Origin of the sequence: Streptomyces sp. NPDC059456 (assembly GCF_042750055.1) — a bacterium.
Lineage (GTDB): Bacteria > Actinomycetota > Actinomycetes > Streptomycetales > Streptomycetaceae > Streptomyces.
The window spans coordinates 1-9,335 of record NZ_JBHYVA010000310.1; the positions used below are offsets into that span (position 1 = coordinate 1).

Here is a 9,335-nt window from a genome sequence, read left to right on the forward strand (position 1 = left end):
GGTCGGGGATTTGTCATACCGGGCGTGGCAGCATCGGCCGCCTGGAGGTGATCACATTGTCATGCCGCCTGCTCCGCGCCGCCTGCATCGCCGCCGTGCTCCTCACGGCCGGCCCGCTGTCCACCACCCACGCCGCCGGCCCCCTGCCCCACGCCCCGTCGGACGCGCCCTCCGCCACCCGCCGGAGCCCCGCCCCGGCCGACGCCACCCCCACTGCCACCCCCTCCGCCACCAGCTCCGCCGCCACCGCCACCACCGCCCCGGGCCCCACCCCGGCAGCGGACCCCGGTGGCAGCGCCCGCCCCGGGCCCGGCCAGTCCGTGGGCGCCCTGCTCACCCGGCTGCAGGGGCTGTACCGGCAGGCCGAAGAGGCCTCCGAGGCCTACAACGCCACCGAGGTCGCGCTCAAGGCCGGCCAGGACGAGGAGCGCCGGGTCGGCACCGAGCTGGGGAAGGCCCGTACCGCCCTCGGCGCGGAGAAGGCGGCGGCCGGGCGGCTCGCCCGGGAGCAGTACCGGCACGCCGTCGGCGTCGGCTTCTCCCCCTACGCCCGCATGCTGCTCACCGGCGACGCCCGGGCCGCCGTGGACCAGCGCCGGCTCGCCGCCCGCGAGGGCGCCCGCCGGGCCGGGGTGCTGACCCGGCTCACCCGGGACGTGCACCGGGCCGACCTCCTCGCCACCGCCGCCCGCAAGTCCCTCGACGCCCGCCAGACGCTGGCCGCGGAGCGCAGGGCGCACAAACAGCAGGTCGACCTGTTGCTCAGGCAGGTCGAGGCCGTCCTGGCTTCGCTCACGCCCGAACAGCTCACCCGCCTCGGGGCCCGCGAGGCCGCGGACACCGCCACCGCGCAGCGGGCGCTGGTCGGTTCGGGCCGGCTCGCCGCCACCCCCCGTACGCCGACGGCGGCCGGCGGGGCCGCCCTGACCTACGCCACGGAGCAGATCGGCAAACCGTACGTCTGGGGCGCCGAGGGGCCGGGGTCCTTCGACTGCTCCGGGCTGACCTCACAGGCCTGGGCGCACGCCGGCCGGTCCATCCCGCGGACCAGCCAGGAGCAGTGGGCGCGGCTCCCCAGGGTGCCGCTGGACGAGCTGCGGCCCGGCGATCTGGTGGTGTACTTCCCCACCGCCACCCACGTGGCCCTGTACGTCGGCGACGGGAAGGTGATCCAGGCGCCGCGGCCGGGGGCGAAGGTCAAGGTGTCGCCGATCGCCGCCAATCCGCTGCTCGGTGCCGTGCGGCCCGACCCGGACGCGGCCCCGCTGACCGAGTTCACGCCGCCGTCCCTGCCGGAGAGCCCGGAGGGCGGCGACGCGGGCTACTCCGCCGCGGTGGCACCGGACCCGGCCGACGACGACGCGACCTCGTCCAGGTAGTCCTGCGCGTCCTCGGGGTCGTAGAAGTACGCGTCGAAGTCGGCCGGGTTGTCGAAGCCGTTGGCGAAACGGTCCGCCACCGGCTGGAGCCGCCCGGCCGCGCCGATCAGGTTCAGCACGTGCTCCGGCGGGACGCCCAGCATCGCGTTCGTCCACTGGGTCACCGGCTTGCCCGTCGTGAACCAGAACTTGTCGAAGGTGGCCCTCATCCACGCCTCGTCGAACGGCTTGTCCCCGTGCATCAGGATCGACGACAGGTAGGAGGCCGCGCACTTGGACGCCGCGTTCGAGCCCTGGCCGGTGATCGGGTCGTTCGCGACGACCACGTCGGCGACGCCCAGCACCAGCCCGCCGCCCGGCAGCCGGCCGATCGGGTTGCGGACGACCGGCGCGTACCGGCCGGCCAGCGTGCCGCCCGCGTCCGTCAGCTCCACGTTCCTGGCCCGCGCGTGCTCCCAGGGCGTGAACTTCTCCATCAGTTCCAGCGTGAGGGCCAGGTGTTCGGCCGGGCCGTCGACCCCGCGGAACACGTCGAGCGGGCCGCCCGGGAGCCCCTCCCAGAACAGGATGTCCGCCCGCCCCGACGTCGTCAGCGCCGGCATCACGAACAGTTCGCCCACGCCCGGGACGAGGTTGCAGCGCACCGCTTCCGTCTCGGGGTGCTCGGGGCGCGGTGCGAGCCCGTGCACGTACGAGACGGCCAGCGCGCGCTGCGGCGCGTCGTACGGGGAGCGCGCCGCGTCCCGGCCGAACATCGACACCAGCTCGCCCTTGCCGGCGGCGACGAGCACCAGGTCGTACGTGCGGGAGAAGTAGTCGAGGTCGGCGACGGACGCGCCGTGGATGACCAGCTGTCCACCGCGCTGCACGAAGGTGTCGAGCCAGCCGGCCATCTTCAGGCGCTGGTCGACGGACTGCGCGTACCCCTTGAGGCGGCCGAGCCAGTCGACGGGGCGCGAGGCGTCCGGGGCGGCGACCGAGACGCCGATGCCCTCGATCCGCGGGGCGTGCCGCTCCCAGAAGTTCAGTTCGAGGTCGCGCTCGTGCTGGAGCGCCGTGTCGAACATGACCTGCGTGGACATGATCCGCCCGGTGCGGATCTCGTCCGCGGTCCGGTTGGACATGAGGGTGATCTCGTACCCCTTCGCCTGGAGGCCGAGGGCGAGCTGGAGACCGGACTGGCCGGCCCCCACGACGAGTATCTTGCGCATCTCACGTTCTCGATTCGGGTGAGGGGTTCGGCAGTACGGCGTACCGGCGGTACCGGCGGTTCGGCGGATCCGGAGGCCCGGCGGATCCGGTGGCCCGGGAGCCTATGCGGGCGTCGCGTCCAGGGCGTGTCCCACCAGCGTCAGCAGGGAGGCGACGACCGTGTCCCGGCGCCGCGCGTCCATGATCTCCACCGGCACGTGCGCCGGGATGGTCAGCGCCTCCCGCACGTCCTGCGGTTCGTACGCGTGCGAGCCCTCGAAGTGGTTGACGGCGACGGCGTACGGGAGCCCGCAGCTCTCGAAGTAGTCGAGGGCCGGGAAGCAGTCGCGCAGCCGGCGCGTGTCGGCCAGGACGATCCCGCCGATGGCGCCGCGCACCAGGTCGTCCCACATGAACCAGAACCGCTCCTGGCCCGGGGTCCCGTACACGTACAGCACGAGGTCGTCGTCGAGGGTGATGCGGCCGAAGTCCATCGCGACGGTGGTGGTGCCCTTGTCCGGCGTGGCGGAGAGGTCGTCCGTGGGGAGGCTGGCCTGGGTCATCACCGCCTCGGTGCGCAGCGGGGTGATCTCGGAGACCGAGGAGACGAAGGTGGTCTTGCCGACGCCGAAGCCTCCGGCGACGAGCACCTTGACGGCGACGGGCGCGCGGGAGCGGTCGTACTGCCAGGGCTGGACGGCCTCGTCGTCCGCGGCGGCGGGGCGGACGGGCGGGTCAGAGACGGCGAAGACCACTGAGCACCCTTTCCAGCAGCGCGCGTTCGGGGCGGCCGGGGCCGTGCCCGGTCCCGTAGACGCGTATGCGTCCCTGGTCGGCGAGGTCGCTGACCAGCACGCGGACCACGCCCAGCGGCAGCTTCAGCAGCGCGGATATCTCGGCGATGGTGCGCATGCGGCGGCAGACCTCGACGATGGCCGGCATCTCGGGCGTGCGGTCGGTGCCCGCCGCGGGGTCCTGGGGGTCCGAGGCGCGGGTGTCGAGGGCGGCGACGAACGTCTCCACGTGCAGGACCTGCGTGAAGCGGGTGCGGCCGCCCGTGAGGGAGTACGGGCGGACGCGTGCGGGCCGGCGGTCGGCTCCGCGTATCGGCAGCCGGTCGGTCGCCGAGGCCGTGCTCCTCACGTGGTCTTCTCCATCGACTGGCGCAGCTCGCTGCGGACTTCCGGGGTCAGGACGTGGCCGGCACGGCCGACGAACAGCGCCATGTGGTAGGCCACGACGCTCATGTCGCAGTCGGGTGTGGCGTGCACGCCGAGGAGCGAGCCGTCGCTGATGGCCATGACGAAGACGGAACCGTACTCCATCGCGACCATCGTCTGCTTGACCGCTCCACCGTCCATGAGGTCGGCGGCGCCGGTGGTGAGGCTGCCGAGACCGGAGACGATGGTGGCCAGGTCGGCGGAGGCTCCGCGCGGGCCCTTGGTGCGCGCGGGGTTCTCGGCTGCGGCTCCTCCGGGGTCGGAGGACAGCAGCAGGAGGCCGTCCGAGGACACGACGGCGACGGAGTTGACGCCGGGCACCTCCTCGACCAGGTCGGTCAGCAGCCACTGCAGGTTGCGGGCCTGGGTGCTCAGTCCGTACGTACTGGGCGCGGTCATGTGCGTGCCTCCTGTGCGGTGTCCCCCTGGTCGGTGTCCTGTGCGAGCTCGGCGGCCACGACGCGCCGTCCGTCCCGCGTCCCCTGGTAGAAGCCGCCGAGTCTGCGGCGCAGCTCCTCCGCGTCGACGCGGCGCGGCGGCTCGGGCCGTACGGCGTCGGTGCGGCCGGGCCGGGCGGCGCCCACCGTGCGCGGGGTCCGCTTGGGCAGGCCCTTGTCGGTGACGGCGTCCGGTCCGGCGTCGGGGTGGCTCCCCTGGCGGGGGACCCAGTCGGCCTCCTCGGGTGCGTGCCGGTGGGGCTCCGCGGGGCCGTCGGGGGCGACGGCGGGGGCGGGCCGCACGGGCAGGGACGGGCGTTCTTCCGGTACGTCGGCCCGCGGCCCGGCACCGGACAGCGGACCGGGGGACACCGGCTCGGGGTCGGACCCCGCGAAGCCCTCCGGTCCTGCGTCGGGGACGACCCGCGCGAGCAGCTCGTCGCCGGGATCCCGGTCGCCCGGGACCTCCGCGGGCGGGCCGGCCGCGGTTATAACCAGGTCGGCGCCGGGCCTCCCGATCTCCGGCACCGGGGCGGGGGCGGAACCCCGCGCGGGCGCGGCCGCGAAAGCCCGGTGCGGCGCAGGCGCGAACCCCGGCTCGGGCTCGGCCTCGAACGCCGGCTCCGGCGCAGGCTCCGGCTCCGGCCGTGGCTGCGGCTCCGCTATCGGGGCCGTGTCCGGGACGACCCGGGCCAGCAGTTCCTCGCCGGGTCCGCTCGCCGCGGTGAACACCTGGTCGGCCGGAGGCAGTGCGGCCTCCGGGTCCGCGAAGGCGTGCCCGCCCGGGACCGGCTCCGCTTCCGCCTCCGGCGCCCGGACCGTGAACACCTGCTCGGCGGGCGGCAGCGTGGCCCCGGCGGCCGGGCCGGGCGTGTCCGCGTCGGGATCCAGGCCGCCGGCCAGGTCGGGGCCGAACTCCCCGGCCAGTTCCGCGCCCAGGTCCGGGGCCCCGGCCTCGGCGGCGGGCTCTTCGGCGGCGGGCGGCAGGGTGGGGTCCCACTCCATGGCGCGCAGGAGCTCGGCGTCCGCTTCGGGGCCCGGGTCCGTGAAGGGCGCGGGCGCGGCGGCGGCCTCGGCCTGGGCCCCGTCCTCGGCCTGGGCTCCGGCCTGGGCTCCGGCCTGCGGCTCCGCGTCCCGTTCCGCCGCCGGGGGCGTCCGGCGCGGCGGGATGGTGTTCTCGTTGGCCTCGGCGATGACGCCCGGCAGCCGGATCTCGGGCAGGCCCGGCGTGGCGAAGGTGTGGACGGGCGAGGTCGGCGGGGTGGCCGGGAGCAGCGCTGCCGGGACGACCACGCGGGCTTCCGTGCCGCCGGGGCCCCCGGGGCGCAGCTCGGCGGTGACCCCGTGCCGGGCCGCGAGGCGTCCCGCCACGTAGAGGCCGAGGCCCAGGCCGTGTTCCGCTTCCGGTTCCTCGTCGTAGGCCTCGGGGGTGGCCAGGCGGGCGTTCAGCGCCTCCAGGCGGTCACCGCTGACCCCGATGCCCTCGTCGACGACGGACAGCACGACGTCGCCGGAGTCGAGCAGCCGGCCGGACACCTTGACCTTGGCCTCGGGCGGCGAGAACGTCGTGGCGTTCTCCAGCAGCTCGGCGAGGACGTGCGAGATGTCGTCGGCGGCGTGTCCCGCCACGTGCGTGAACGGGGGAAGCGTGGTGAGGTCGACGCGTTCGTAGCGTTCGATCTCGCTGACCGCGGCGCGCATGACGTCGACCAGCGGGACGGGGGCGGCCCCGGCGCCGTGGCCGTGCTCCTGTCCGGCGAGGACCAGCAGGTTCTCGTTGTGGCGGCGCATGACCGTCGCCAGGTGGTCCATCTTGAACAGGGTCGCGAGGCGGTCCGGGTCCTGTTCCCTGGACTCCAGTTCCTCGATGACGGCGAGCTGGCGCTCGACCAGGCCGAGCGTGCGCAGCGACAGCGACACGGAGGTCGTCGACATGATGCGGCGGTGCTCTTCGAGGCCGGTCCGCAGCTGGTCGAGTTCCTTCTCCAGCGCGTCCCGGCCGGCGGTCAGTGCCTCGTTGCGGCCGATGAGGCGGCGGCCGTCGGCGTCGAGGCCGGCGATCCGGGTGTGCAGGGCGACGGTCTGGTCGCGGACGGCGTTGAGGTGGCGGACGACTTCGGCGAACTCGTCGTTGCGGCCGGTGAAGCGGACGGGTTCCACCGAGCCTTCGGGGGTCGCGAGCCGGGCCGCTCCGCGGCGCAGTACGGACAGCGGCCGGGTCAGGGAGCGTGCGACGGCGGTCGAGAACCCGACGGCGACGAGGAACAGCAGTCCGAGGACGGCGACGAGCATTTCGAGCCGGGTCACGTCGTCGTCGCGCAGGGTGGCGAGCGCGGTGGCCCGCTGTCCGGCGAGCGTGGACTCCACGGAGCGCATGCGGTCGATGCGGGCGGTGAGCGCGGGGGCGATGGTGGCGCCGTCGAGCTTGCGGTCGGCCGTGGACAGCGTGGGCCGTTCGGTGAGCCGCTTGAGGTGGTCGTCGGCCGTCTTGACCTCGGGGCCGGTGACGGTGGCGGCGAGGGTCTGGCGCACGTCGGGGCGCGCGACCCGGGAGAAGTCGTCGAGGGCGGCCTGCTCGCGTACGCGGGCCCGCTGGGCGGCGGTGGTCAGCTCGTCCACGGCCGGGGTGTTGGAGGGCTGCTCGCCACGGGGGACGGCCAGCGCGGCGAGCAGGAGTCCGCGGGTGGCGGAGGCCTGTTCGACGGCCTGGCCGAGCGGGGCCAGCGGGCGGGTGGTGGCGAGGGCGGCCACGGCGCGCGGCGGGGTCAGCTCGGCGAGCCGGTCGCCGGGGGCGAGGAGCTCGGCGATGACGCCGGTGTACGCCTGCTGGGCGGCGAGGGCGGTGCCCTTGCCGTCGACGGCCTCGTTGCGGACGGTCTGGACGCGGGCGAGGGTGCGGGCGAGCGCTTCGTCGGCGTCGTTCTGGACCTCGGCGAGCTGCCGGTCGGTGAGCGCGGTGCGCTCCTGGACGGGGCCCTTCGCCTGGGCGCCGGGGCGGCCCTTGGCCACGTACTCGACGACGGCGTCGCGCTCGTCGCCGAGGAGGTGCGCGAGGGTGAGGGTGTGCTGGGCCTGCTCGGCGAGCGTGACCAGCTGCTGGGAGTCGTTCAGCTCCCGTGTCGCGGAGACCACGGCGGGAGCGCCGGCCGCAAGGACGGTGAGGCCGGCGACGGCGACGCCGAGGACGAGCCTGCTGCGCACGCGGACGGGACGTCCTGCGGGGGCGGGTCCGTCGGTGGCGGTGCCGTTCTTCCGAGACCGCTTCTTCTGCACCGGTGCTCGCAATCCTGTACGTGTGCTCGTGCTCGTCTACTCGTGTGGCCGAGGTAACGGCCGGTCAACAAGTAAACGCCCCCTGCCCCCTCGTACCGCCTCAGACCTTTGCAGTGTGTTGGGGAGAGAGCCTGACATCGCCCACCCGGCCACTCGAACGAGTGAACATCACGGATGAGTTGGCGACCAACTCGGCGGGGCGCCGTCAGAGGGCCGTCATGGACGGGTGGTTGAAAGAAGGATGGGGGCTTTGGCAATATGCGCGCCCACATCCCGCCCCGGGGCCGCCGGGCGCCCGTGCGGACGGCCTGGCGGCGCCGGCTCCACCCCTGCGCATTGGTACGGACTTTTCACCCCGCAGCAGCTGCCCGGAGCACGCCCGGCGGGCAGAATGTCCGTATGCGCATCGACCTCGCCTCGGCCCCCGGCAACCCGGAACGCCCCAACGAGGACTGGCTATCGGCGGCGATGCCCGCCGCGGGCGGCGGAGTCCTCGTCGCCCTGGACGGGGTCACCCCGCCGGGCGGCGAGGTGGGCTGTACGCACGGCGTGCCCTGGTTCGCGGCCCGGCTCGGGGGCCGTTTGACCGAACTGTCCGGATCGCGGCGGGACATGCCGCTGGAGCGGATCCTGGCGGAGGCCATCCGCGGCACCGCCGACGCACACCGGGACACCTGTGACCTTTCTCACGTACGGACCCCGCAGGCGACGGTGGTGGTGGTCCGCTGGGACGAGGCCTACGTGGAGCACCTCGTGCTCTCGGATTCCGTACTGCTCCTCGAAGCGCCCGGGGGCGGGGTGACGGCGGTGCTCGACGACCGGCTGGACCGGATCCCGCGCGAGCTGCTGCGCACGCGGGCCTCGGCGGACGCGCTGCGCAACGTGGAGGGCGGCTTCTTCACGGCGGCCGCGGACCCGGCGGTCGCCGCCCGGGCGGTGACCGGCCGCAGCCCGCGCGAGCGGGTGCGGGCGGTGGCGGCGCTGACCGACGGGGCGAGCCGGTGGACGGACACGTTCGGCGAGGGCGACTGGGCCCGGTGCCTGGCGGTGCTCCGGAAGGAGGGCGCGCAGGGCCTGATCGCCCGGGTCCGCGCCCTGGAGTCGGACCCGGCCCGGCCCCTCGCCCGCGGCAAGCGCCACGACGACGCCTCGGCGGCCTACGCGGAGCTCTAGGACCGTCTTCCGGAGGCTATTCCTCGCCCTGGTTCAACTGGTTCAGCAGCCGGGCCAGTTCGGCGACCTCACCGCGGTCCCAGTCGGCGAGCTTGCGCATGTACTGCTCGCGCCGGGCCCCGCGTACGCGCAGGAAGCGCTCGCGCCCCTCGTCCGTGAGGCCCACCAGGAAGGCCCGCCCGTCGGCCGGGTCGGGCTCGCGCGCCACCAGCCCGAGCAGTTCCAGGGCGCGCAGCTGCCGGCTCATGGTGGCCTTGCCGACCCCGAAGTAGGCGGCGAGCTCGGTGGCGCGCTGGCGGCCCGCGGCCTCCAGACGGACGAGCAGCCCGTACGCGGCCGGCTCCAGCTCGGGGTGCAGGGCGCGCGCCATCTCCCCCGAGGAGGCCCTGGCGCGCCGGAGGAAGACGGACAGCTCCCGCTCCAGGGCAAGGAACTCCTGGTCTTCGCTTCCGTGCACGTCTGCTCCCATCGAATGGCGTCCTGGAGGGCACCAGTATTTCGCAGCCCGCACGCCCCCGGCCCGGGGCCCCGCCCGGGGGTCCCCCCGCGCCGAGTCGCGGGGGGGTAAGCGGGGCGGGGGGGTGGGGGCGAAGGCGCCGGGGTGGCGGCCGCCGCGAGCCCGGGGGGGGCCGCGCCGCTGGGCCCGGGCAAGTGAGAGGGCC

At 74.9% G+C, this 9,335-nt stretch carries 8 protein-coding genes; 2 read left to right on the forward strand and 6 right to left on the reverse strand.

Annotated elements, in window-relative coordinates; all coding sequences use genetic code 11:
• Positions 1 to 47 precede the first annotated feature (47 nt).
• Complete coding sequence (locus ACFXA3_RS24565) at positions 48 to 1,379, forward strand: C40 family peptidase (RefSeq protein ID WP_385190169.1); 1,332 nt, start codon at positions 48 to 50, stop codon at positions 1,377 to 1,379.
• Here the strand turns inward: ACFXA3_RS24565 and ACFXA3_RS24570 are convergent.
• From ACFXA3_RS24570 to ACFXA3_RS24590, 5 genes are all read right to left on the reverse strand, one after another.
• A complete protein-coding gene (locus ACFXA3_RS24570; RefSeq protein ID WP_385190171.1) occupies positions 1,322 to 2,590 on the reverse strand; it encodes a styrene monooxygenase/indole monooxygenase family protein in 1,269 nt (422 codons plus the stop codon). The two genes, ACFXA3_RS24565 and ACFXA3_RS24570, sit on opposite strands and share 58 nt — an antisense overlap.
• Positions 2,591 to 2,692: 102 nt before the next feature.
• Complete coding sequence (locus tag ACFXA3_RS24575) at positions 2,693 to 3,325, reverse strand: ATP/GTP-binding protein (RefSeq protein WP_385190173.1); 633 nt, start codon at positions 3,323 to 3,325, stop codon at positions 2,693 to 2,695.
• A complete protein-coding gene (locus tag ACFXA3_RS24580; protein ID WP_385190174.1) occupies positions 3,306 to 3,713 on the reverse strand; it encodes a DUF742 domain-containing protein in 408 nt (135 codons plus the stop codon). The genes ACFXA3_RS24575 and ACFXA3_RS24580 overlap by 20 nt, the downstream gene beginning before the upstream one ends.
• Positions 3,710 to 4,189 (reverse strand): roadblock/LC7 domain-containing protein, encoded by a 480-nt coding sequence (locus ACFXA3_RS24585; RefSeq protein ID WP_385190177.1) that lies wholly within the window; start codon positions 4,187 to 4,189, stop codon positions 3,710 to 3,712. The genes ACFXA3_RS24580 and ACFXA3_RS24585 overlap by 4 nt, the downstream gene beginning before the upstream one ends.
• Positions 4,186 to 7,500 (reverse strand): nitrate- and nitrite sensing domain-containing protein, encoded by a 3,315-nt coding sequence (locus ACFXA3_RS24590; RefSeq protein WP_385190178.1) that lies wholly within the window; start codon positions 7,498 to 7,500, stop codon positions 4,186 to 4,188. The genes ACFXA3_RS24585 and ACFXA3_RS24590 overlap by 4 nt, the downstream gene beginning before the upstream one ends.
• Positions 7,501 to 7,899: 399 nt before the next feature.
• Here ACFXA3_RS24590 and ACFXA3_RS24595 point away from each other — a divergent pair, with 399 nt between their 5' ends.
• Positions 7,900 to 8,673 carry a hypothetical protein gene (locus tag ACFXA3_RS24595; protein ID WP_385190181.1) on the forward strand — a complete coding sequence of 258 codons (774 nt, stop codon included), beginning with the start codon at positions 7,900 to 7,902 and terminating at the stop codon, positions 8,671 to 8,673.
• A gap of 16 nt (positions 8,674 to 8,689) precedes the next feature.
• Here ACFXA3_RS24595 and ACFXA3_RS24600 read toward each other — a convergent pair whose 3' ends face one another.
• Positions 8,690 to 9,142 carry a MarR family winged helix-turn-helix transcriptional regulator gene (locus ACFXA3_RS24600; RefSeq protein WP_054225493.1) on the reverse strand — a complete coding sequence of 151 codons (453 nt, stop codon included), beginning with the start codon at positions 9,140 to 9,142 and terminating at the stop codon, positions 8,690 to 8,692.
• Between the last annotated feature and the right edge of the window lie 193 nt (positions 9,143 to 9,335).

Bases quoted from the DNA above. Each gene is read 5' to 3' on its own strand.
- ACFXA3_RS24595 (WP_385190181.1), top strand. From the start codon at position 7,900: ATGCGCATCGACCTCGCCTCGGCCCCCGGCAACCCGGAACGCCCCAAC.
- ACFXA3_RS24585 (WP_385190177.1), bottom strand. From the start codon at position 4,189: ATGACCGCGCCCAGTACGTACGGACTGAGCACCCAGGCCCGCAACCTG.
- ACFXA3_RS24600 (WP_054225493.1), bottom strand. From the start codon at position 9,142: ATGGGAGCAGACGTGCACGGAAGCGAAGACCAGGAGTTCCTTGCCCTG.
- ACFXA3_RS24570 (WP_385190171.1), bottom strand. From the start codon at position 2,590: ATGCGCAAGATACTCGTCGTGGGGGCCGGCCAGTCCGGTCTCCAGCTC.